25 protein-coding genes, 1 tRNA gene and 1 pseudogene are annotated in these 19,637 nt (G+C 62.6%); 12 read left to right on the top strand and 15 right to left on the bottom strand.

Annotation, left to right across the window (positions count from 1 at the left end; genetic code table 11):
- From AC1DX0_RS14675 to AC1DX0_RS14685, 3 genes and pseudogenes are all read left to right on the top strand, one after another.
- Positions 1–119, top strand: a pseudogene (locus AC1DX0_RS14675) (adenosine deaminase); the annotation flags it as partial.
- A gap of 113 nt (positions 120–232) precedes the next feature.
- Positions 233–862, top strand: coding sequence for a uracil phosphoribosyltransferase (gene upp / locus AC1DX0_RS14680; RefSeq protein ID WP_172234653.1), 630 nt, complete (start codon positions 233–235; stop codon positions 860–862).
- Between the two features lie 221 nt (positions 863–1,083).
- On the top strand, positions 1,084–1,647 hold the full coding sequence (locus AC1DX0_RS14685; protein WP_477355822.1) for a TIGR02281 family clan AA aspartic protease: 564 nt from the start codon (positions 1,084–1,086) through the stop codon (positions 1,645–1,647).
- Here AC1DX0_RS14685 and deoA read toward each other — a convergent pair whose 3' ends face one another.
- The 6 genes from deoA to AC1DX0_RS14715 form a co-directional block, all read right to left on the bottom strand.
- A complete protein-coding gene (gene deoA / locus AC1DX0_RS14690) occupies positions 1,648–2,967 on the bottom strand; it encodes a thymidine phosphorylase (RefSeq protein ID WP_477220116.1) in 1,320 nt (439 codons plus the stop codon).
- Positions 2,967–3,776, bottom strand: a complete 810-nt coding sequence (locus AC1DX0_RS14695) for a purine-nucleoside phosphorylase (protein WP_477220115.1) — start codon at positions 3,774–3,776, stop codon at positions 2,967–2,969. The genes deoA and AC1DX0_RS14695 overlap by 1 nt, the downstream gene beginning before the upstream one ends.
- 30 nt (positions 3,777–3,806) lie before the next feature.
- Positions 3,807–4,199, bottom strand: coding sequence for a cytidine deaminase (cdd, locus tag AC1DX0_RS14700; protein WP_027031029.1), 393 nt, complete (start codon positions 4,197–4,199; stop codon positions 3,807–3,809).
- 147 nt (positions 4,200–4,346) lie between these two features.
- Positions 4,347–5,318, bottom strand: coding sequence for an ABC transporter permease (locus tag AC1DX0_RS14705; protein WP_477220114.1), 972 nt, complete (start codon positions 5,316–5,318; stop codon positions 4,347–4,349).
- A gap of 1 nt (position 5,319) precedes the next feature.
- The gene (locus AC1DX0_RS14710; RefSeq protein ID WP_477355825.1) at positions 5,320–6,459 is read right to left on the bottom strand and encodes an ABC transporter permease; all 1,140 of its coding nucleotides are present in this window, start codon (positions 6,457–6,459) and stop codon (positions 5,320–5,322) included.
- On the bottom strand, positions 6,456–7,988 hold the full coding sequence (locus AC1DX0_RS14715; protein ID WP_477355828.1) for an ABC transporter ATP-binding protein: 1,533 nt from the start codon (positions 7,986–7,988) through the stop codon (positions 6,456–6,458). The genes AC1DX0_RS14710 and AC1DX0_RS14715 overlap by 4 nt, the downstream gene beginning before the upstream one ends.
- Positions 7,989–8,205: 217 nt before the next feature.
- Here AC1DX0_RS14715 and AC1DX0_RS14720 point away from each other — a divergent pair, with 217 nt between their 5' ends.
- Positions 8,206–8,412 (top strand): SlyX family protein, encoded by a 207-nt coding sequence (locus AC1DX0_RS14720; protein WP_477220293.1) that lies wholly within the window; start codon positions 8,206–8,208, stop codon positions 8,410–8,412.
- Between the two features lie 22 nt (positions 8,413–8,434).
- Positions 8,435–8,830 carry a hypothetical protein gene (locus tag AC1DX0_RS14725; protein ID WP_477220111.1) on the top strand — a complete coding sequence of 132 codons (396 nt, stop codon included), beginning with the start codon at positions 8,435–8,437 and terminating at the stop codon, positions 8,828–8,830.
- On the opposite strand, the gene AC1DX0_RS14730 is transcribed toward AC1DX0_RS14725, so the two are convergent.
- The 5 genes from AC1DX0_RS14730 to AC1DX0_RS14750 form a co-directional block, all read right to left on the bottom strand.
- Positions 8,825–9,265: a GNAT family N-acetyltransferase gene (locus AC1DX0_RS14730; RefSeq protein WP_477220110.1), complete on the bottom strand. Its 441-nt coding sequence runs from the start codon at positions 9,263–9,265 to the stop codon at positions 8,825–8,827. The two genes, AC1DX0_RS14725 and AC1DX0_RS14730, sit on opposite strands and share 6 nt — an antisense overlap.
- 108 nt (positions 9,266–9,373) lie before the next feature.
- Positions 9,374–10,363: a BMP family lipoprotein gene (locus AC1DX0_RS14735; RefSeq protein WP_477220109.1), complete on the bottom strand. Its 990-nt coding sequence runs from the start codon at positions 10,361–10,363 to the stop codon at positions 9,374–9,376.
- A gap of 212 nt (positions 10,364–10,575) precedes the next feature.
- Positions 10,576–11,238: a peptide-methionine (S)-S-oxide reductase MsrA gene (msrA, locus tag AC1DX0_RS14740; protein WP_477220108.1), complete on the bottom strand. Its 663-nt coding sequence runs from the start codon at positions 11,236–11,238 to the stop codon at positions 10,576–10,578.
- Between the two features lie 38 nt (positions 11,239–11,276).
- Positions 11,277–11,600: a hypothetical protein gene (locus tag AC1DX0_RS14745; RefSeq protein WP_477220107.1), complete on the bottom strand. Its 324-nt coding sequence runs from the start codon at positions 11,598–11,600 to the stop codon at positions 11,277–11,279.
- 107 nt (positions 11,601–11,707) lie between these two features.
- Positions 11,708–12,328 carry a hypothetical protein gene (locus tag AC1DX0_RS14750; protein ID WP_477220106.1) on the bottom strand — a complete coding sequence of 207 codons (621 nt, stop codon included), beginning with the start codon at positions 12,326–12,328 and terminating at the stop codon, positions 11,708–11,710.
- 484 nt (positions 12,329–12,812) lie between these two features.
- On the opposite strand from AC1DX0_RS14750, the gene AC1DX0_RS14755 reads away from it, so the two are divergent.
- Both AC1DX0_RS14755 and AC1DX0_RS14760 read left to right on the top strand, forming a co-directional pair.
- Positions 12,813–12,902 (top strand) — tRNA-Ser (locus AC1DX0_RS14755).
- Positions 12,903–13,064: 162 nt separating this feature from the next.
- On the top strand, positions 13,065–13,292 hold the full coding sequence (locus AC1DX0_RS14760) for a hypothetical protein (RefSeq protein WP_477220105.1): 228 nt from the start codon (positions 13,065–13,067) through the stop codon (positions 13,290–13,292).
- A gap of 50 nt (positions 13,293–13,342) precedes the next feature.
- Here AC1DX0_RS14760 and AC1DX0_RS14765 read toward each other — a convergent pair whose 3' ends face one another.
- Positions 13,343–14,845 carry a winged helix-turn-helix domain-containing tetratricopeptide repeat protein gene (locus tag AC1DX0_RS14765; protein ID WP_477355831.1) on the bottom strand — a complete coding sequence of 501 codons (1,503 nt, stop codon included), beginning with the start codon at positions 14,843–14,845 and terminating at the stop codon, positions 13,343–13,345.
- 528 nt (positions 14,846–15,373) lie between these two features.
- Here AC1DX0_RS14765 and AC1DX0_RS14770 point away from each other — a divergent pair.
- Both AC1DX0_RS14770 and AC1DX0_RS14775 read left to right on the top strand, forming a co-directional pair.
- Positions 15,374–15,556 (top strand): hypothetical protein, encoded by a 183-nt coding sequence (locus tag AC1DX0_RS14770; RefSeq protein WP_477220292.1) that lies wholly within the window; start codon positions 15,374–15,376, stop codon positions 15,554–15,556.
- 301 nt (positions 15,557–15,857) lie between these two features.
- The gene (locus AC1DX0_RS14775; RefSeq protein WP_172224268.1) at positions 15,858–16,160 is read left to right on the top strand and encodes a DUF982 domain-containing protein; all 303 of its coding nucleotides are present in this window, start codon (positions 15,858–15,860) and stop codon (positions 16,158–16,160) included.
- A gap of 144 nt (positions 16,161–16,304) precedes the next feature.
- Here the strand turns inward: AC1DX0_RS14775 and AC1DX0_RS14780 are convergent, their stop codons facing one another.
- Both AC1DX0_RS14780 and AC1DX0_RS14785 read right to left on the bottom strand, forming a co-directional pair.
- On the bottom strand, positions 16,305–16,502 hold the full coding sequence (locus tag AC1DX0_RS14780) for a hypothetical protein (RefSeq protein ID WP_477220103.1): 198 nt from the start codon (positions 16,500–16,502) through the stop codon (positions 16,305–16,307).
- Between the two features lie 139 nt (positions 16,503–16,641).
- Entirely contained in the window at positions 16,642–16,878 is a 237-nt protein-coding gene (locus tag AC1DX0_RS14785; protein ID WP_477220102.1) for a DUF6894 family protein, read from the bottom strand.
- Positions 16,879–17,099: 221 nt separating this feature from the next.
- Between AC1DX0_RS14785 and AC1DX0_RS14790 the strand changes: the two genes are divergently transcribed.
- Positions 17,100–17,819: a Crp/Fnr family transcriptional regulator gene (locus AC1DX0_RS14790; protein ID WP_477220101.1), complete on the top strand. Its 720-nt coding sequence runs from the start codon at positions 17,100–17,102 to the stop codon at positions 17,817–17,819.
- 176 nt (positions 17,820–17,995) lie between these two features.
- Here the strand turns inward: AC1DX0_RS14790 and AC1DX0_RS14795 are convergent, their stop codons facing one another.
- Complete coding sequence (locus tag AC1DX0_RS14795) at positions 17,996–18,493, bottom strand: YciE/YciF ferroxidase family protein (RefSeq protein WP_027043200.1); 498 nt, start codon at positions 18,491–18,493, stop codon at positions 17,996–17,998.
- Between the two features lie 372 nt (positions 18,494–18,865).
- On the opposite strand from AC1DX0_RS14795, the gene kdpF reads away from it, so the two are divergent.
- Positions 18,866–18,955: a K(+)-transporting ATPase subunit F gene (kdpF, locus tag AC1DX0_RS14800; protein WP_292584858.1), complete on the top strand. Its 90-nt coding sequence runs from the start codon at positions 18,866–18,868 to the stop codon at positions 18,953–18,955.
- Between the two features lie 31 nt (positions 18,956–18,986).
- Positions 18,987–19,637: potassium-transporting ATPase subunit KdpA (locus AC1DX0_RS14805; RefSeq protein ID WP_477355834.1), on the top strand; the 651-nt coding region annotated here is incomplete at its 3' end.

Consider the following 19,637-nt stretch of genomic DNA (forward strand, 5'->3'; position numbering starts at 1 on the left):
ATTTTGCGATGAACGAGAAGGCGCTGGCAGCCGTCACCAGAACCGCTATCGAGGCCGCCTTCGTCGATAGGAAGACCAAGACAGCACTTCTCGCCCGGCTGAACGGCGCGGCACGCTGAAATCTGTGGTCCGGCGTCGGCGGGCGGTTCCTTGGCCGGCACATAGTCGCTAGGGTCGTGAGAACTGCCTGTCGCGCCCGCGCGCATCGGGCGACACGCATCAGGAGACCATCATGAAGGGCGTCACCGTCGTCGACCATCCGCTTGTCCAGCACAAGCTGACCATCATGCGCAAGAAGGAGACTTCGACGGCCGGCTTCAGGCGGCTGTTGCGCGAGATATCGCTGCTGCTCGGCTATGAGGTCACCCGCAATCTCGAACTGACGACGACGACCATCGAAACGCCGATGGAGACCATGGAAGCGCCGACGCTGGAGGGCAAGAAGCTGGTCTTCGCCTCGGTGCTGCGCGCCGGCAACGGTTTGCTGGAAGGCCTGCTCGACCTGGTGCCGGCGGCGCGCGTCGCCCATGTCGGTCTCTACCGCGACCACGAAACGCTGGAAGCGGTCGAATATTTCTTCAAGGCGCCGAGCGATCTCGCTGACCGGCTGGTCATCGTCGTCGATCCGATGCTGGCGACAGCCAATTCGGCGATCGCGGCGATCGACAAGCTGAAGCAGCGCGGCGCCACCAACATCCGCTTCCTCTGCCTTTTGGCGGCACCCGAAGGCATCGAGCGCTTCACCAAGGCGCATCCGGATGTCCCGGTCTTCACCGCCTCCATAGACCGTCAGCTCAATGAGAAGGGCTACATCATGCCGGGCCTCGGCGACGCCGGCGACCGCATGTACGGGACGAAATAGTATCAGGCTGCCTGGTGCGATTTACCGATTGTTTACGCAACTGCGCGGTTTCGGCGGGCGTTAAAGCGGCAAACACCATCCAGCGCTAATGAATCGGCGCTCACTACAGCGCCGCGCGTCCATTCGGACGCGCAAAAGGACGCTGTAGAACTTTGTTTTTTGCGCATGATCCTTTCCGAAAATCGATYCCGATTTTCGGGGTCATGCGGCGAGGCCGATCCATGCTGCGCAAGCTTCTCATCCTCAGCGTTTTTGTCGGGACATCGGCATCGATCCCGGTTGTCTACCAGTCGAATCCGCAGATGTTCGAAAACCTGCTGAAATCGGCGGTGACGGCCAAGCCCGAGGTCGAGACGCAACCAGAAGTCAACCTGGCGTCTGTGCCCAACAAGCCGGTTGCGCCACTGCCGACCGGCCGCAAGGTCGTCGTCGCGGCGGACGGGCGTGGACATTTCTCGTCGACCTTCAARCTCAACGGTCGTCAGGTCGACGGCMTGATCGACACCGGCGCSACRCTGGTCGCSGTCAATACGTCGACGGCGCGCCGGATCGGGCTATCGCTCAACCCGTCCGATTTCAACCGTGAGGTCAGCACTGCCAACGGAACGATCAAGGCGGCGGTGGTGACGATCGATCGCCTGCAGATAGGCAGCATCAGTATCGACGGTGTGCAGGCCATCGTGCTCGACGACAAGGCGCTGCAAACCAACCTGATCGGCATGAGCTTTCTCAGCCGACTCGGCAAATATCAGGCCGAAAACGGCACACTGCTGCTTGTCCAATAATCAACCGCGCGGCAGGATCCGTCGGATGACGGTTTTGTCCGCCGGTGGTTTCGAAGTCCCGGTCGCATAAGCCGAAAGCACGGCGGCGGCGACCGCCTCGGCATCGGAGGGTGAGCGGGCGTGGATCAGCGCCAGAGCATCTCCGGCATGGACTTCCGCGCCAATGGGCAGCAGCCTGGTGATGCCGACCGCAGGGTCGATCTTGTCGTCAGGCCTTGTGCGCCCGCCGCCGAGGCCAACCACCGCAAGGCCGATGTCGCGGGTGGCGATGCCGGTGACGAAACCTTCTGTCGTCGCCTTGACCGCGAATTCCGTTGGCGCCACGGCCAGATATTTTTCCGGCCTTTCGATGAAATCGGCGGGGCCGCCAAGCACGGCAACCATGCGGGCGAAGGTGGCGGCGGCGCGGCCGCTGGTGAGCGTCTCGGTGGCGCGCCGCATGCCATCCTGATTGGACGACACCAATCCCGCCGACTGCAGCATTTCGGCGGCCAGCGCCAGCGTCACGTCCTCCAGCCGCTTGTCGCGGAACCTTCCGGTGAGGAAGTCGACGGCATTGCGCACCTCGACAGCGTTGCCGGCGGCCGAGGCCAGCGGTTCGCTCATGCCGGTTATCAGCGCCGAGACCTTTAGCCCGGCGCCGCTGGCGACCTCGACCAGGCTGTTGGCGAGCGCGGTGGCGTCGCGCGATTTCTCCATGAAGGCGCCATTGCCAACCTTGACGTCGAGCACCAGCGAGCCCAGGCCGGCGGCCAGCTTCTTCGACAGGATCGAGGCGGTGATCAGCGGCACCGATTCCACTGTACCGGTGACGTCGCGGATGGCGTAGAGCCGGCGGTCGGCCGGTGCCAGATCGGCGGTCTGGCCAATGATGGCGCAGCCGGTTTCCAGCACAGCCTTGCGGAACAGCGCAATGTCGGGCTGGCTGGTGTAGCCGGGGATCGCATCCATCTTGTCCAGCGTGCCGCCGGTATGGCCGAGGCCACGGCCCGAGATCATCGGCACATAGGCGCCGCAGGCGGCGACGATTGGCGCCAGCATCAGCGAGACATTGTCGCCGACGCCGCCGGTCGAATGCTTGTCGGTGACGGGACCGGGCAGGTCCGACCAATCGAGCACATCGCCGGAATCACGCATCGCCAGCGTCAGTGCCACGGCCTCGTCGCGGTTCATGCCATTGAAGAACACCGCCATGGCAAAAGCCGCGACCTGGCCATCGCTGACGGCGCCAGAGGTCACGCCGTCGATGAAGGCGGCGATTTCACCAGCCGAAAGCCTGTGGCCGTCGCGCTTGTGGCGGATGATTTCCTGCGGAAGCATCAGCGCTCCAGCAGCCCGTCGCGGAACACTCTGTGCAGGACCGTCGCTAGCCGCGACCCGCCAACCGGCGCCATGTCCTTGGTTTCCTGGTGCGAAAGTTCGGCTCCGGTCATGCCGGCTGCCAGATTGGTGATGACCGAGCAGGCGGCGACGCGCAGGCCAAGGAAGCGAGCGAGAATGACCTCCGGCACGGTCGACATGCCCACCGCATTGGCACCCATGATGCGGGCCATGCGGATTTCGGCCGGCGTTTCGAAACAGGGGCCGGAAAACCACATATAAACGCCCTTGTGCAGCGCGGTGCCGGTCGCCTTCGCCGCGCCTTCAATCGCCTTGCGGATGCCGGCATCATAGGCTTCGGTGAGGCCGACGAAACGGCGGTCGCTCGGCTCGCCGATCAGCGGATTGCTGCCGGAGAAATTGATGTGGTCGGTGAGCAACATCACCGAGCCCGGCGGCATGTCCGGGTCGACCGAGCCGGCGGCATTGGTGAGGATCAGTTTGGTGATGCCGACGCCGGCGAGCACTTCCAGCACCGGCCGCATCGCCGCCGCGTTGCCATGCTCATAGTAATGGGCGCGGCCGGACAGCATCAGCACCGGCACGCCGGCAAACAGTCCGGCGACCACTTCGCCGGCATGGCCGCTGACGCCGCTTTTGGGAAAGCCCGGCAGGTCGGCATAGGGGACGCGGATCGGGTGCTCGATCCGGTCGACAAGGACGCCGAGGCCCGACCCCAGCACCAGTGCTGTCGACGGCGCCAGGCCGTCCAGCCTCTCGATAAGATGGTCCACCGCCTTTTGCGTCATTGCAGCCCGCTCTTCATTTGAGCCAATTCTTCATTTGAGAATGTCGCCGCGAAAACCATAAGGCAGCATGTCGCCCATGGTCACGGTCTCGGCGACGCCTGTGTTGTCGCAGAGGTAGAGTTTTGTCTCCGGGCGGCAGAATTCGGCCAACCGTTGGCGGCAGCCACCGCAAGGCGAGCATTTGGCCATGCGTTCGGCAAGGACCGCTATCTCGACGATTTTGCCGCCGCCGCCCATGATGTAGTGGCCGAGCGCGGTGGTTTCGGCGCACCAGCCCTCCGGATAGGAGGCGACCTCGATGTTGGCACCGGTGAAGACGCGTCCGTCCTCGGTGCGCAGGGCGGCACCGACCGGAAATTTCGAGTAGGGCGCATAGGCCTTGGCCATGGCGGTCTTGGCCGCTTCGAACAGATCATGCGACATTCAGTTGTTCTCTCCGATGATCGTGTCCAAAACCCGGCGCTTGCCGCGCCGGGCTGTTGGTCCTTAAAGCGCGGCGCGTCGCGCTTTAAGTCTTTGTTTTATGCATGTCGTTCTCCCAAAACCGAGGTCACTTTTGGGCGACATGCATTAGCGTTCCTTGACGTAGGGCACGCCGCCGGCGCGCGGCGGGATTGCCTTGCCGATGAAGCCGGCGAGCAGGATGACGGTGAGGATATAGGGAAGCGCCTGCATGAACTGCACTGGTACCTTGCCGATGATCGGCAGCGGCGAGCCCTGCAGGCGGATCGCCAGCGCGTCGAGGAAGCCGAACAAGAGGCAAGCGAACATGGCGTTGACCGGCTTCCATTTGGCGAAGATCAGCGCCGCCAGTGCGATGTAGCCCTTGCCGGCGGTCATGTCCTTCACGAAGCCGCCATTCTGCACCATCGACAGATAGGCGCCAGCGATGCCGGTGAGGATACCGGTGCAGATCAGGGCGCGGTAGCGCAGCCAGGCGACCGAAATGCCGGCGGTGTCGACGGCGGCGGGGTTCTCGCCGACGGCGCGCAGCCGCAGGCCGAAGCGGGTGCGAAACAGCACCCACCAGGTGAACGGCACCATCAGGAAAGCGAGATAGACCAGTATCGAGTGGCCGGAGATCAGTTCCGCATAGATCGGTCCGATAATCGGCACGTCCCTGATTGCATCGGCGCCGGGCCAGACAATCGCCTCGAACCGCTCGCCCGGCTGCAGCGCCGGCGTGCGCCCGCCTTGCTGGAACCAGGCCTGGCCGAGCATGACGGTAGAACCGGCGGCGATGAAATTGATTGCGACGCCGGAAACGATCTGGTTGCCGCGATGGGTGATCGAGGCAAAGCCGTGGATCAGCGCGAAGGCGACCGAGACCAGGATGGCCATGCCGAGGCCGAGAAGAGCCGAATGCAAGACCGACGCTGCCGCCGCACCGGCGAAGGCGCCGACCAGCATCTTGCCCTCGAGCCCGATGTCGAAGACGCCCGCCCGTTCCGAATAAAGGCCGGCGAGGCAAGCGAGCAGCAGCGGTACCGACAGGCGGATGGTGGAGTCGAGTATCTGCACGATGGCGATGAAGACATCCATCTCAGGCGCCCTTTCCCTTGACCGCTTCCATGCCGACCGATCGCGGACTGAAAGAGGCGAACACTGCCTGGATGTAAGGCCTGAACATATGTTCCAGCGCGCCGGCGAAAAGGATCACCAAGCCCTGGATGATGACGATCATGTCGCGGCTGATCGCCGGCATCTCGAAGGCGAGTTCGGCGCCGCCCTGATAGAGCATGCCGAACAGGATCGCCGCCAGCACGATGCCGACCGGGTGCAGGCGGCCCATCAGCGCCACGGCAATACCGACGAAGCCGGCGCCGGAAACGAAATCGAGCGCGACATTGTGCTGGTCGCCCATTACCGGATTGAGCGCCATCATGCCGGCCAGCGCGCCCGAGATCATCATCGCGGTGATGATGATGCGGGTYTCCGAAATGCCGGCATAGCGCGCTGCCTTGGGGCTGTGGCCATAGGTGCGCATCTCATAGCCGAGCTTGGTCCGCCAGATCAGCAGCCAAACCAGGAAGGCCATGAGCAGCGCCAGCAGGAAGGTGATGTTGAGTGGCGCCGAGCGGATCTTGGCGCCGAACAGCTCGATGATCCCGTTGAGCTTCGGCAATTCCGCGCCGGCTAGGAAGTTGCGCGTCTGCGGCGCTTGCGAGGCCGCCGGCTTCAATGGGCCGACCAGCAGGTAGACCATGATCGAGGCGGCGATGAAGTTGAACATGATGGTGGTGATGACGATGTGCGAGCCGCGCCTGGCCTGCAGATAGGCGGGGATGAGCGCCCACAAGGCGCCTACCACCGTCGAAGCGACGATGGCCAGCGGAAATGTCAGCCACCAGGGCAGCACGCTGTCGAAGGWCAGGCAGACSAYGGCGAYGCCGAGGCCGGCRATRTAGGCYTGSCCCTCGGTGCCGATGTTGAACAGGCCGCAATGCGCGGCAACCGCCACCGAAAGTCCGGTGAATATGAAGGTGGTGGCATAGAACAGGGTGAAGGCGATGCCGGTTCCTTTGCCGAAGGCGCCCTCGACCAGGATGACGGCGGCGCGGAACGGATTTTCGCCGACCAGCAGCACGACGAAACCGGCGACGATGAAAGCCACGGACAGGTTGATCAGCGGGATCAGCCCATAATCGGCCCAGGCCGGCAATTTGGCGTAAGGCGTGCTCATTCCGCAGCCTCCTGGCGCTCGACGCCCGCCATCAGCAGGCCAAGCTCGCCCTCGGTCGCCTCCGGGCTGCGCTCGCCGACGATGCGGCCGGCGAACATCACCAGGATGCGGTCGGAGAGCGAGCGGATCTCGTCGAGTTCGACCGAAACCACCAGCACCGCCTTGCCCTGGTCGCGCATGGCGATCAGGCGCTTGTGGATGAATTCGATGGCGCCGACATCGACGCCGCGCGTCGGCTGGCCGACGATCAAAACACCTGGGTCCTGTTCCATTTCCCGCGCCAGCACGATCTTCTGCTGGTTGCCGCCGGAGAAGTTGGCGGTCTTCAAGCGCGGATTGCCGGGACGAATGTCGTATTTCTCGATCTTGTCCTTGGCGTCGGCCATGATGGCGTCGACGTTGAGGAACGGCCCTTTGAGATAGCGGGGGTCGTCATGGTAACCGAGGATGGAATTCTCRTTCTCCTCGAAGGCCAGCACCAGCCCGACGTGGTGGCGATCCTCCGGCACATGGGCAAGCCCGCGGTCGCGCAATTCGCCGGGGTCGGCGGCACCTGTCAGGTCGATGGGCTTGCCGTCGAGCATGACCGAGCCGGACACGGCGCGCCTGATACCGGAAATCGCCTCGAGCAGTTCGGATTGCCCGTTGCCGGCGACACCGGCAATGCCGACGATCTCGCCGGCCCTGATATCGAAGGAGATGTCKTCGACCATGGTGACGCCGCGCGAATCCCTGACCGTCAGGTTCTTGACCGCGAGCTTGACGGCGCCGGCTTCCGCTTCGCCCTTTTCGACCCGCAGCAGCACGCGGCGCCCCACCATCAGCTCGGCCAGTTCCTCGACGGTGGTTTTCTTGGTCTCCCTAGTCGCCACCATCGTGCCCTGGCGCATCACCGACACGGTGTCGGTGATGGCCATGATCTCGCGCAGCTTGTGGGTGATCAGCACCACCGTCTTTCCCTGTTCCTTCAGCTGTTTGAGAATGCGGAAGAGATGGTCGGCCTCGGCTGGCGTCAGCACGCCCGTCGGCTCGTCGAGGATCAGGATTTCGGCGCCGCGATAGAGCGCCTTGAGGATTTCAACGCGCTGCTGCAGGCCGACAGGCAGTTCCTCGATGATGGCGTCAGGATCGACCTCCAGCCCGTATTCGCGCTCSAGMCGCTCCAGYTCRGARCGCGCCTTGGCGATRCTSYKCTTCAGCAGYGCATCGCTTTCGGCGCCGAGRATGAYGTTTTCCAGCACSGWGAAATTGTCRACCAGCATGAAATGCTGGTGCACCATGCCRATGCCGAGCGCGATSGCGTCGTTGGGCGTCTTGATCGAYGCCGGYTTGCCRCCGACRYGGATCTCACCGCTGTCTGCCTGGTAGAAACCGTAGAGGATCGACATCAGCGTCGACTTGCCGGCGCCGTTTTCGCCGACAATGCCGTGGATGGTGCCACGCGCGATCTCCAGATTGATGTCGCGGTTGGCGCGCACGGCGCCAAAACTCTTGTTGATGCCGATCAGTTCGATTGCGGCTTGCGCCATGCAGCCAGTCCCACTCTTATTTTTTTATCGCTTGGTCAAAACGCCTAGCATGACGCTCCGCCCGTGCCAATTGGCGGAGCAGCGTCCACTCTCGGCAAATCCCGGTGCGCTTGTCAATTTCCAACGTGTCCGCAGGCTTCATATTCGCTAATATGACGACGTCGAAATTCGCATCACGATGCAAGGCATTGCGATGCAAGATCAGGGATTGCGAATGATCATGCCCGTCGACCGGCTGACGACGCTGGAAATCCGCGCCGCCGAGCAGGAAAACACCATCGAGGAGCTGTCGGGCCAGATCGCCGAGCAGTGGACGGTGATCGAGCGCATGCAGCGCAAGCTCGACGCGCTGACCAACCGCTTCCTGGCGCTGGAGGAGCAGGCCGCACCCGACGTGCCCGTGACCAAGCCGCCGCACTGGTGAGGAAAAGGGGAGGGCACACATCATGAGCGACCGCATCGCAAGGGCTGGTGACTATGTGCTTGGCCTGATGAACGACGCGGAGCGCGAACGGGCCGAGCGCGATCTGGAAATCGACCCGGCCTTCCGCGACGCGGTGCTGCAGCTTGCCGAACGCATGCACATGTTCGACCGTGCCGAAAAACCAGGTAGCCGGCCCGAAAATCATTGGGAACTGGTCACCCAGCGTATCGCCGAATTGCCGCAGATGCGCAGTGTTGGGCTGGGTGGCAATGATGCCAAGTCGCGCCCGGTGATCCGAAGCCTGTCCCGGTCACCATACGGCGTTGGTGTGCATTCGCTCGGTGGCCGGCGCGGATTTGTCGTCGCCATCGTGCTGATAGCGGTCTTTGCGCTGGGCTATCTCGTGGGCCGGCTATAGCCGGAGTTCGCGCGCCATCAGCAGCATTGGGTGTCCGTCCTGCTTGAGACGCTCGACGACCACCCAGCCGAGCCCAGCATAGAAATCACGCGCTTCCCACGTATAGAGGTAGAGCCTCTCCACTCCGATCGACGCCGCATGCGCTTCGATGGCCGCGACCAGCGCGCGACCGATCCCGCGGCCTCTGTGCGCGTCATCGACGACCAGCCCGGCCAGCCATGGCGTAAAATCATGCGCCGGCTCCAGTTCGTGGCGAACCAGCAGGCAGGTCCCGACCGATGCGTCGCCTATCCGGGCGACAAGCGCCGTTTCGAAGCCGTCCCCGGCCAACAGCAGGCGGAGCCCGGCAGCGTCTTCGTCCGCCGTCCTTGCGCTACCCTCGAAAAAGGTGGCAACGCGCAATCGTGCCACCGCCTCGACGTCGCGTTCGGTCATGGGTTCTACGATCGGCGTCACTCTTGCCTCGGTGTCTCGCTTGTAGAGTCTTCCAAAAACAAAACCGCCGGGACAAGGCCCGGCGGTTCGAAACCTAGTGCTTGCCGATCAATAAGGGCAGGCGTTGTCAGCCGTATAGTCATGCACCTGGATCTTGCCGGAGATGATGTCGGCCTTGGCCTTTTCGACCGCCGCCTTCATCTCGTCCGTCACCAGCGCCTTGTTGTTGTCGTCCATAGCATAGTCGACGCCGCCTTCCTTGAGGCCGAGATTCTCGAGGCCGCCCTTGAAGGTGCCGTTCTTGCCGTCCATGAAGGCGGTATAGACGGCAACGTCGACGCGCTTCATCATCGAGGTCAGAACCTTGCCGGGCTGCAGGCCGTTCTGGTTGGAATCGACGCCGATGCCGAGCTTGCCGGCATCAGCCGCCGCCTGCAGCACGCCGACGCCGGTGCCGCCGGCCGCGGCGTAGACCACGTCGGAGCCCTGGTCGATCTGCGTCTTGGCGATTTCACCGCCCTTGGCCGGATCGTTCCAGGCGGCCGGCGTGTCGCCGGTCATGTTCTGGATGACGTCGGTCGCACCGGCCGACTTGGCGCCGCCGACATAGCCGCATTCGAACTTGCGGATCAGCGGGATGTCCATGCCGCCGATGAAGGAGACCTTCTTCGACTTCGATGCCATCGCCGCCATGATGCCGACGAGGTAGGAGCCTTCGTTCTCCTTGAACACCAGCGAACGGACATTGGGCAGGTCGACGGCATCGTCGATGATGGCGAAGTTGAGATCGGGATATTCGGCCGCGACCTTCTTCAGCGCGTCCTCCCAGGCAAAGCCGGCCATGACGATCGGGTTGTGGCCGTCCTCGGCGAAGCGGCGCAGCGCCTGCTCGCGCTGCGAGGCGTTGGACACTTCGAACTCGACATAGGGCGTGCCGGTCTCGGTCTTGAACTTCTCGGCGCCATGGAAGGCAGCCTCGTTGAAGGATTTGTCGAACTTGCCGCCCAGATCATAGAGGATGGCCGGCTGGACATCCGCGGCGAAAGCCGGAAGAACCATTGCGGTTGCGGCCAGGAGGCCGAGAACGATACGTTTCATGTGATCCACACCCTGTCGGTTATTTTTTCCGTTACGCACCGCCTGGCTGCCCGGTTCACCGGCAGCCACGCGACGTCAGCCAGGAGTGTATTCCCCTCCCGCTCCTGGGCAATCTGGCACGGCCCGAAACAAAATTCACGCGGAATTTTGACCTTTTGGAAAAGCGTGCCACGGGCAGGCCACACCGCGGTCCGATCCTTGCGCGATAGCCGTCAGGCGGTAGCGGCCGGCATGGTATAGGCGATGCCGGTGCCCTTGAGGTTGCAATAGCCGTAAGGGTTCTTCGCCAGATATTGCTGGTGATCGGCCTCGGCGAAGTAGAAGGCCGACGCCGGCGCGATCTCGGTGGTGATCCGGCCGTGGCCGGCACCGCGCAGCTGGAGCTGATAGGCATCGCGCGAGGCGCTCGCCGCCTGGAATTGCCCATCGCCTGACGTGTAGATCGCGGAGCGGTAGGTGGTGCCGACATCATTGCCCTGGCGCATGCCTTGCGTCGGGTCATGGCTTTCCCAGAACAGCCGCAGAAGCACGGCATAGGAGATCATCTTGGGGTCAAAAACGACCAGCACCACTTCGGCATGGCCGGTCAGTCCCGTGCAGGTTTCCTGATAGGTCGGGTTGGGGGTGATGCCGCCGGCGTAGCCGACGGCGGTGACCCAGACGCCTTCGATCTGCCAGAACAGGCGCTCGGCGCCCCAGAAGCAGCCGAGCCCGAACATCGCCGTCTCCAGCCCCTCGGGGTAGGGGCCCTTGAGCGGCCTTTTCAGGACATGGTGCCTGGATGGTGTCGGGATCGCCTTGGCCCGGCCCGGCAAAGCCTCGGACGGCTTTGGTAGATTGAGCTTCTTGTTCAGCATGTCGCTGAGAAAGAACATGCGCGGCCTTCCTTCCCGTCAGGATGCAAGAAAATCGATCAGTTGGCGGCGAATTGTCCCGTGCGCCGCTGGCGCCTGTAGCCGATGGCGTAGAGCAGGAAGGCCAGCACTGCGAACACGGCAAAGCCCGGCTGGTTGAGCACCCAGGCGATGGCGCCGTCCCACAGCAGCGGACTGGCCTTGGCGCGGACGAAGGTTTCGAAGGCCGCCCGCGTGTCCGGCGAGACCGCCAGCCAGCTGGCGTTGAGCGGGGTCAGCACAAGCGCCGAAGCGGCCACCGTGCGCGTCGCGTCGAGTACCGCCATGATGACGGAGACCGACAGCGCGACCATGGCGGCGAGACGAAAAATGAAGCGAAACATCAAGCTCTCCCCCGGCCGATCCTGGACGGGATCTCCGGCACCAGCGAGAAATAGAGTGCGCATGGCTTGCCCGCAACCGCGATACGCGAATTTGAAGGATCCTATCCCTACGCCACCGGTTTGCGCCGGCGCCTGTGAGCAAGCCAGACGCCGAGAATGCCGCCGACAATGGCGCCGACCACCAGCCCGCCCAGGCCGAAGAAGACGGCGAAATAGCCGCAGCCGCCCTCGAAGCAGCTGACCTCGGCGACATCGGCGATCACCGAACCGGCGAAAAAGCCGCCCAGGCAGCCGATGACGGCGCCRAGGATGATGCCGAGCAACGCGGCGGCAATGGAAACGCCGACCGGCGGCGCTTCGGCTTGGGGTCTCGCGTAGACGGTTTCGGCGCCCGAGCCGCCGCGCAGCAGGTAGATGCAAAGCAGGCCGACGCCGGTCTCGATGGCGGTGATGCCCAGGCTCCTGGCGGAGAAGACGAATTCCGGCACGGTGAGCACATAGGCCTGCCTTGCCAGCACCCAGACGATGAGGGCGATCTGCCAGATGGTGAAATGGCGGGGGAAGCGCCCCGAGCGGCCAAAGGCGAGGCCGAGCAGGTAAAGCCCCCACAGGATGATGATGACATTGGCGATCAGCCCGCCGAAGAAGAAATAGAAGATCTTGTCCGGCAGGCCGGAATTCCCGAACAGCCACCAGGATGACGCCAGGCTGTAGGCCGACCACGCCATGACGAATATGAGCCAGCCGACCGGGACGTAAAAAAGGTCACCGCCCGGGCGGCCGGCTGGCGCCCCTCTATCCCCCGGGATTCCACTGCCCGGTTGTTCGCTGCTTGATGTCATATCAGGACGATGCCCCCGCAAAGCCTCTGCTTCACTCGACAACCGGCCGGCGGCGAAGTCAAGCAGGGCGGGTCCTGCTGCCTTGCCTGTGCACATCATTCGGGGTGCGGGCACCCCGGAAACGGCTGCGGCGGCGGCCCCAAGAAACACCATGTGGCCGGCAAAGCGAATAGAGCACCGTTATGGCTTGGCATTCGGCGCGGGATCGACTAGATGAGCCCCGCGCCTGTTGCTTCGACGGCTCAGGTGCCGGGGAAGGATGTCCGCTGGTTGGGCGGCGTCCATGGTTCGGAAATTCCGTGCCGAAGCCCCAAGGAGATGCATCTCCCCAACCCGCGCGGCGTAACCGGCCGGCGCGACATGCAAGGACGGAGAGGTGGCCGAGTGGTTGAAGGCGCACGCCTGGAAAGTGTGTTTACGGGAGACCGTAACGCGGGTTCGAATCCCGCTCTCTCCGCCAGCCAACCCCTGAAACCCCTTTATTTCCAAAGCATTTGGCAGCGGCCAGCGTCGGCCCGTACTATCGCCTCTATTATCGCTGCTGCTACTAAGCAGGATGGCTCGCAGAGTAGCGGCTTGACTGCCGGCGCACCCGGCAGCCTCTAAAAACGAGCAAAAGACCATGGCAGATGATGTCTACGTGCAAGCCTATCGGGATGGCGGCTTGAAGGCCGTCAGCGATCTTCTCAAGCGGCAGTTCCCTGCCGAGCGCGATCGGGTGATGGTCATGGAAGGTCTTCAGGACACCGGCCGTTGGACGATCACCTGGCATGAGAAGAAACACCCGGACGGCGGAATGTACCGCGATTTCGGAAGTGTGAAGGCGTACCTTGGCGACAACGAGGAATAGGACCTCAATGCCTTGCCGCTCTTGGCATTGCGGCAGATTTTCGCAACATCTCACACGGGAAARCCGGCCTTTCTGAAGCCTGACGTGAAAAGCTCGAGGGCGGCTTGGTCGGCGAACGGGAGACCTGAMATCAGCCGGACAGTCAGGCCGTGTTTCCTCGTCAGTGCTTCCTCAACTTCAGCGCGCGCCTTCTGCGTCTCGCCCAAATGTGCGTACGCCGCTGCGAGGAAGGCATGAATGAAGAATTGGTCGCCGGCCTTCTGGTACGAACCGACGGCTTCCGCGTACCTTCCAAGCAGGAAGAGGGAGCTGCCCTTCACCTCCCAGAACCATATCGGAGGTAACGGGTCGCGCAAGAGCGCAGTTTCGAGCACGTTCAGCGCCGTCTCGGCCCGTCCGCCGTAGTTGAGCCAGCTTGCGTAATCCCCCGCTATGTTGACGTCCAGCGGGTTCAACGAGCGGGCTCGCTCGAAATGCACTCCCGCATCGCTGTGCTGGCGCATGTGCGTAAGCACCAGTCCCATGCTCTGGTGACAGACGCCATCGCTCCTGTCAAAAGCGAGCGCCGTTTGTGCCGAGTTCCAAGCCTTCTGTAGCGTCCGCKGATCGTTGTCGTACCAAAATCKGCCRACRAGGGCCTGYGCGAGGAAGGCGTGGCCTTGAGCGAACGTCGAATCGAGCTCGACACACTGGGCGAATAGGGGCTCGGACTTGTCCAGTTCATACCGGTAGAAGTGCGCGCGCCCCTGCAGGTAGTAGTCGTATGCATCCCAATCGGCCGGAGGCTTGCGTCTGGTCCTGCTCACCGAATCGGCCTCCGCTTGGCCTTCGACCATCGAGGCGATAAGAGCCGCAACCTCGTCTTGCAATGAGAAGATGTCGTCGAGGGCCCGATCGTACCGTTGGGCCCACAGGTGGGCGCCGGTGGCGACGTCAATCAGCTGTGTGGTGATCCGAATGCGATCACCGAGCTTTCGTACGCTGCCTTCGACAAGGTAGCGAACTCCGAGTTTGCGATGGACTTCCGCAATGTCCAATGCCGCATGGCGAAACTGAAAAGATGAATTGCGCGCGATGACGAGAAGGGAGCGGAACCTGGCCAGCTCCGTAATTATGTCCTCGGTTATGCCGTCGCTGAGATACTGCTGGTTCTGGTCGCCGCTCAAGTTGGCAAAAGGCAGCACCGCAATCGACGGCTTGCCGGCGGGTGGTGCCAGTCCGCGGGATGCGCTCGCCACCGGCTCGACAGTCCCGGTGAAGCGGTAGCCGACGCGGGGCACCGTGGCGATCCACTCGCCGCCTTTATCAGCCGGACCGAGTGCCTTTCTTAGTGCCGCGATCTGGACGGTAAGGTTGCCTTCCTCAACGGCGGTGCCCGGCCAGGCAGCGTCCATCAGCTCGGCCTTGGTCAGGATCTCACCGGGCCGGGCCGTGAGCGCAGCAAGCAGCGTCAGCCCACGATGCCCAAGAGCGATCGGGATCTGCTCTTTGAGGAGCGTCCCAATGTCGGGATCGAGTACGAACGGACCAAAAGCAATGCGAGTGCCCTGCATGTGGGCATACTAGACGTTTCGGAAGTTTTCGGAACAGTTTCGGCGTCGCCTCTAGAGCTCGAAACCGTTGCGACGGTTATCGAGCCAAGGCCTGACCTTTGCCAACACATCAACCTCTTCATGAAGCATGCCAGGCAAGCGTGGCACGGTTCTTGCTCCCACAGCTCCAGGCAATGCCGGGCGCTAAGACGCTGTTTCATATCGACACCGGCGTGTGAGGTTGGAACAATGATGTCGCGTAAGCTTCTGTTCGGGCTTCTGGCAGTGTTCTTGGCCATCGCCCTAGGGGTAGCCTACTTGCCGCCCTCGTGGGGGTTTTTGACTGCGGCTCAAAACAATTCGGTTTTTTGCTCAAGCGCTCCACCAGCCGAGACCTTATCGGCGGCGGCTTCAGTGTCGCGGACTGTGCGACCATGTCCGCCGGCCATCACAAGATCATAGGGAACCACCTCGATGGCGACGAGACTCTGGATCGGAATCGAACAGCCTCATGCAGCGGCATCTTGCAGAGATTGGGTCACAGGACGTCTGGCCGTAATCAATCGGTTGGCATCAGCCTTTCGCGAATTCGTTGCACCGCGCTACCGGCCAGAGCTTCACTATATGCGCGGCCCCGGACCGGCCTGCGCGCGCCGCGTGAGCGCGCGTCTCCTTGCCGGCCGCTCTGCTACACAGACGAAGAGACCCGCGCGGCTTGGCGCTCGCCTGTAGCCAGCGCCATGCGCTGTAAGGCGATGCTGCGTGAAAGGCCTTCATCCTTGTCGAGCCATGGCCCGAAATGGCACGCCGCTCTACTGGGCGGCGATGGTCTCCGGCATAGGCATGCTGCTGATCCGCGTCAGCAGCAGCCATGGCTGGAGTCCGGGCATCTGATGTAGCCCCAAGGGCCATCGGCGCGGACGAATAAAAGCGTCCATCTGGAACCTCTCGCCCTGCCGCGCGTTTCACGGCGTCCCGTCCGTGGACCAGCCCGGATATTTCTCCTGGCGCTGCGATAATCAGGAGCCGTTTCATGTACGACAAGCTGTTTCATTCGCCGGTGGCGCTCACCGTCGGCCTTGGTTTCAAGCGCGAGATCGCCTCGCTGGCCGAGATGCACGATTTCCTGACCAACTGGACGACGTCGCGCCGTGGTCCGCTCTATCGCCATGCCGTCGAGGCGTGTGACCTTGCGCTGGAAGGCTGCATCACCAGGGATGAGGCGCGCCATGCGCTCGTCGACTTCGCGAAAGCCACCGGTATCCTTTGGCCCGAGATCGAGCCGGTCATCGTGGCGCGCGCCGTCGCACGCGGCTATGGCGGCTACGCCGCCTGATTTTTGCGGCCACCTCCCGTCGTGGTGGCCAATTCGGCATCGGTCGCCACAGAAAGCCCGGCCTGGCCCTCCCAGCCGGGCTTTCACTTTGGAGGAAGATCGCGTTTATCCACCGATGATGTTTGCCCGTCGCTGTTGGGGCAATCAACCTTTCGAAGGTGCGCGCCGGCGTGCCGGCTTGGGCCTCGTCGGATCAGGCGCCTGCGCTGACTGYGCGGCAAGGCGCAGCTCTCTCAATCTGGCGGTCTTTGCCTCGCGGGCCGCCCGCTCGGCATCGATCACGATCTGCGATTCACGTTTGGCGCGCTCGTCACGCTGGGTGTCGACTTTTGCACGGTTCATCTGCTGCTACCTCCATCCCGCAGGGGGCGGCGGTTCTGAACGCCGCCTCTTCCGGCTTTGCATGGTGCAGCGTCGCGGCGGGGGCGGCGATTACAAATGATGGTCGGAGAACTTTTGCCATCGATGCCGGGCAGGGCCGTCAGTCGCACCAGCCTGACGAGACGACGAGCGACGCCTCGAAGATCTGGCGCCCGTCCTCGTCGCGTACCTTGACGGTGATCGCGGTGTGGTCGTTTTCGATGATCTCGTCGCGGACGATGTCGGGCAGGATGCGGATCGCTTCGCGCCGCAGGCGTTCGCGCGTTTCGAAGACCTGGCCGTCATCATCGACCGTCAGACCGTCGCCATTGTAGAGGTCAAGATAATATCGAGGCATGGTGGGCTGGACCTCAGGCTGTTGAAATGGCGCGATATTCAACCGACAATTCGCGGGCCCGGCAGTTGTTCCACCAACGGTGGCATTTACCATGGAACAAGCGGGCTCTAACAAATGTTAATGCCTATCAGCGGCCAAAGGCCTAGTGCATCCGAAGCCGCCTTGCTTCCTACAGAAACACGTGGCGATCGGCTGCTGAAGCCCTTTCGCCGGAGGTTGCGGTGCTTGAATCCCTTTACCTGAACCTCGGCCAGCACGACGCCCTGTCCGATGCCGAAAAGGCGCTGCTGGCCGGCGCGATGACCTTCGAACGGCATTTCGCCGTTGGCCAGGACATTGTCGCATCGGGATCGCGGCCGACCTATTCGACGCTGATCCTCGATGGGCTCGCGGCGCGCTACAAGGTGCTGGAGAATGGCGGCCGGCAATTCACCTCATTGCAGGTGCCGGGCGACTTCGTCGATCTCCACGCCTTCCTGCTGAAGACCATGGATCACGGCATCGTCGCTCTGTCGCCCTGTCATGTAATGTTCGCCGATCACGGCCGGCTTCGCACAATCACCGAGCAGGCGCCGCATCTGACCCGGCTGTTGTGGCTCAACACGCTGGTCGACGGCGCCATTCACCGCGAATGGATCGTCGCCATGGGCCGGCGCTCCAAGACCGCGCATCTGGCGCATCTGGTCTGTGAGCTTTTCGTGCGGTTGCAGGTGGTGCAGCGGACCAACGGCATGAGCTTTCATCTGCCGCTTTCGCAAGCAGAGATGGCCGACGTGCTCGGCCTGTCGGTGGTGCACATGAACCGGGTTATCGGCGCCTTGCGCAAGGTTGGGGTCGTCAGCTGGGCAAACCACACGGTGACAATTCTCGATTGGCACCGGCTCCAGGAAATCGCCGAGTTCGATCCGACGTATCTGAGCATGATGCGGGAACCGCGCTAAGGTGTATCGATATTCAGGTGAGGGCGGCCTGCAAACGATGGCTTTCTGCGCTTCCGGTGCTCACGTACTTTGAGTACGCTCCGCTCCGGTTCTCGAAAGCCATCGTTTTCGGCGCGCCCTGACCTGAATCTCGACACACCTTAAGGCCGGTCTGCGCGGCCCCCGATCTTGCAGATTTATGCTGCTTCGGCGGCGACGTTGACAGCCGACTCCGCGATCGTGGTCAGCGCCTGGTCCGTAGCCTTCTCTTCCTTCAGCGTCGCTTCGAGAAGCGTCACGGCTTCGTTCAGGCCGAGTTCACCGGCCCATGTCCGCAGCGTGCCATAGCGCGAGATTTCATAGTGTTCGACTGCTTGCGCGGCGGCCAGCAGGCCGGCATCGAGCGCTGGCGAGCCCTTGTACTCCTCCATGATCTCGGCACCTTCTTCGGTGATGCCCATGATGGCGGCACAGGTCTTGCCGACCGGCTTCTTGCCGATCACGCCGAAGACCTTCTCCAGCCTCGCGACATGGCCTTCGGTTTCGGTGCGATGCTTTTCGAAGGCGGCCTTTAGTTCGGCGCTTTGCGCGGCCTTGGCCATTTTCGGCAGCGTCGCCAAGATCTTCTTTTCGGCGAAATAGATGTCCTTCAGCGTGTCGTGAAACAGGTCGTCGAGCATTTTCTGCTTTGCCATTGTCATCTCCTTCAGGTGGTCCCTCGGGTCGACAATCTCGTATCGGCGGATTTGTTCCGACTGATCCGCATCCCGAAAATCTTTATAAAATTCCTATTTCTTTCCGCCCCGCGCCGTCTCGAACCTTTATGGCGATCGGGTCCATATTCTCCAGGGAACACACAGCTCGGTCGCGCTCATCTGTCGCGACGGGAGTGTTTTCATATGCTTTCGACCTGCCAACCGCAGGTCTGCAATGCGAAGCGCAAATAAAACGAAGATAAGGAACATGCACGATGGATATCGTCGTTGTCGGGCTGGAGATTTTGTTTTTCGCCCTTTCCGTCGCCTACATCAAAGTCTGCGACATTCTTTAAACCGGAGGATCGCAACATGCTTATCGACTATATCCTCGGCGGCGGTGTGACCTTGTTCCTGCTCGCCTACCTGACATACGCCCTCGTTCGCCCAGAACGCTTCTGACGGCAACAGCAAGGCACGGAAAGCTACTTCAATGACATTCAACGGATGGATACAGATCCTCGCCTACTGCGTGGTCGTCGTTCTGCTGGTGAAGCCGCTCGGCGGCTACATGTACCGCGTTTTCAACGGCGACCGCACATTTCTCTCGCCGATCCTCGGGCCCGTCGAACGGGTCCTTTATCGCATTGCAGGAACCAGCGAGCGCGAGGAGCAGCACTGGACGGTTTACGCGGCAGGCATCATGCTCTTCAGCCTGGCCAGTTTCCTCGTGCTTTATGTCCTGCAGCGGCTGCAGGGCGTCCTGCCCTACAATCCGGCCGGGATGCCTGCCGTTGAGCAGACCCTTTCCTTCAACACCGCCGTCAGCTTCGTGACCAACACCAACTGGCAGAACTATGGCGGCGAAAGCACGATGTCCTAYCTCGTGCAGATGGCCGGCCTGACGGTGCAGAACTTCATGTCAGCGGCGGTCGGCATCGCCATCGCGGTGGCGCTGATCCGCGGCTTCGCCCGCGCCTCGGTCAAGTCGATCGGCAATTTCTGGGTCGATATGACCCGCTGCACGCTCTACATCCTGCTGCCGGCCTGCATCGTGCTCACCCTTGTCTATGTCTGGCTCGGCATGCCGCAGACGCTCGGGCCGTATGTCGATGCCACCACGCTCGAAGGCGCCAAGCAGACC

This window comes from Mesorhizobium sp. P3_A9, assembly GCF_056402975.1.

Excerpts from the sequence above, each read along its gene's own strand:
- upp (WP_172234653.1), top strand. The coding sequence starts at position 233 with ATGAAGGGCGTCACCGTCGTCGACCATCCGCTTGTCCAGCACAAGCTG.
- deoA (WP_477220116.1), bottom strand. The coding sequence starts at position 2,967 with ATGCTTCCGCAGGAAATCATCCGCCACAAGCGCGACGGCCACAGGCTT.
- AC1DX0_RS14695 (WP_477220115.1), bottom strand. The coding sequence starts at position 3,776 with ATGACGCAAAAGGCGGTGGACCATCTTATCGAGAGGCTGGACGGCCTG.
- cdd (WP_027031029.1), bottom strand. The coding sequence starts at position 4,199 with ATGTCGCATGATCTGTTCGAAGCGGCCAAGACCGCCATGGCCAAGGCC.
- AC1DX0_RS14705 (WP_477220114.1), bottom strand. The coding sequence starts at position 5,318 with ATGGATGTCTTCATCGCCATCGTGCAGATACTCGACTCCACCATCCGC.
- AC1DX0_RS14725 (WP_477220111.1), top strand. The coding sequence starts at position 8,435 with ATGAGCGACCGCATCGCAAGGGCTGGTGACTATGTGCTTGGCCTGATG.
- AC1DX0_RS14730 (WP_477220110.1), bottom strand. The coding sequence starts at position 9,265 with ATGACCGAACGCGACGTCGAGGCGGTGGCACGATTGCGCGTTGCCACC.
- AC1DX0_RS14735 (WP_477220109.1), bottom strand. The coding sequence starts at position 10,363 with ATGAAACGTATCGTTCTCGGCCTCCTGGCCGCAACCGCAATGGTTCTT.
- msrA (WP_477220108.1), bottom strand. The coding sequence starts at position 11,238 with ATGTTCTTTCTCAGCGACATGCTGAACAAGAAGCTCAATCTACCAAAG.
- AC1DX0_RS14745 (WP_477220107.1), bottom strand. The coding sequence starts at position 11,600 with ATGTTTCGCTTCATTTTTCGTCTCGCCGCCATGGTCGCGCTGTCGGTC.
- AC1DX0_RS14760 (WP_477220105.1), top strand. The coding sequence starts at position 13,065 with ATGGCAGATGATGTCTACGTGCAAGCCTATCGGGATGGCGGCTTGAAG.
- AC1DX0_RS14775 (WP_172224268.1), top strand. The coding sequence starts at position 15,858 with ATGTACGACAAGCTGTTTCATTCGCCGGTGGCGCTCACCGTCGGCCTT.
- AC1DX0_RS14785 (WP_477220102.1), bottom strand. The coding sequence starts at position 16,878 with ATGCCTCGATATTATCTTGACCTCTACAATGGCGACGGTCTGACGGTC.
- AC1DX0_RS14795 (WP_027043200.1), bottom strand. The coding sequence starts at position 18,493 with ATGGCAAAGCAGAAAATGCTCGACGACCTGTTTCACGACACGCTGAAG.
- kdpF (WP_292584858.1), top strand. The coding sequence starts at position 18,866 with ATGCTTATCGACTATATCCTCGGCGGCGGTGTGACCTTGTTCCTGCTC.